The 1,080-nt window shown below is 53.3% G+C and carries 1 protein-coding gene and 1 pseudogene; one reads left to right on the top strand and one right to left on the bottom strand.

Features of this window, described 5'->3' with window-relative positions; all coding sequences use genetic code 11:
- The coding region (locus R1W01_RS17940) for a BapA/Bap/LapF family prefix-like domain-containing protein (RefSeq protein ID WP_411028178.1) at window positions 1-473 on the bottom strand (473 nt) is incomplete at its 3' end.
- Between the two features lie 463 nt (window positions 474-936).
- On the opposite strand from R1W01_RS17940, the pseudogene R1W01_RS17935 reads away from it, so the two are divergent.
- Window positions 937-1,080: pseudogene (locus R1W01_RS17935) on the top strand (transcriptional regulator); the annotation flags it as partial.

The following is a 1,080-nucleotide window of genomic DNA, read 5'->3' as shown; positions in this document are numbered from 1 at the left end:
CCGGTGTCGCCGGTATCCCCGGTGTCGCCGGTATCCCCGGTGTCGCCGGTATCCCCGGTGTCGCCGGTATCACCGGTATCGCCGGTATCCCCGGTGTCGCCAGTATCACCAGTGTCACCGGTATCTCCGTCTTTTCCATCTTTGCCGGATGAGCCACCGACAGCCCCAGCAAAGGCCAACGCTCCTAGCGCCGCGAGCGCGCCCGCTCCGCCTGACATCCCTTGCCCAATCCCAGATGCAGCGATCGTATCGGCATTTCCGTCGACGCCAGCGAACTCTCCATCTTCATACAATAGGCGACTAACTTCCCCGTTCTCCCCCTTCAAGAAGAAGTCCTCAATGATGATTTCATCACCGTTTTGAAGCTTGATTTTCAGGTCATTCGCGGTCTTCGAGAAGCTATGAATATCGGCTTCACTTGCATTTATCACGATATCCTTGGGCTTCTCCGCAACGAGGCGCAGATTCGGCATGTCGATCCCCTTCTGTGGTCATTAAGGTTTGTAGGGCGGAAACTCGCCGAGGACCGGCTCGCCCGAATACTCTATTTTCCTTAGTGCGGCAATGAAGGCAATACTAAAGTTTATATAACCAGACTAATGGGGTGCCCGTAAGTATGTTGGCGGGGTGCCGCTTCAAAGGCGTAGGCCATGAAAAACGGATCATTCGGTATGAGAGTTTCCCCAGCATTGGCGCTGACGCCACACACTCCAAACGATGACAATTTGTCAACGTTTTATTATTGTGATGTGAGGAGGGCGACGGTGCCTAGACTTCGATTGCGGACGGTTCCTAGGCTTAGTTCGTTGAATTTGTTTTTTATTTTATCGTCTTGAGCGTGTTTTCAAACCGTCTGGTGTATTGGTCGGTCTTGTTGACGGCGGTTTTTCTGCGTAATTTGTAGATAAACCATCAGCGTTTTTAGGGGCAAACCTCATGAACACCACGCCGGATGGCCGCAGAATCGTTTCCTCCCGTCACTTGGCCGAGGGGGAAGGGTGGGAGGTCTCGGAGTTCGAGTTTGGTCTCATCATTGCCTACAATGCGTTTTCGCGATGGATGATGCGCTGCATGGCGGCG

The organism is Shimia sp. FJ5 (assembly GCF_032918335.1).
GTDB lineage: Bacteria > Pseudomonadota > Alphaproteobacteria > Rhodobacterales > Rhodobacteraceae > Shimia > Shimia aestuarii_A.
Note: the sequence above shows the minus strand (reverse complement) of the source record. Positions and strands in the feature narration are given on the sequence as shown.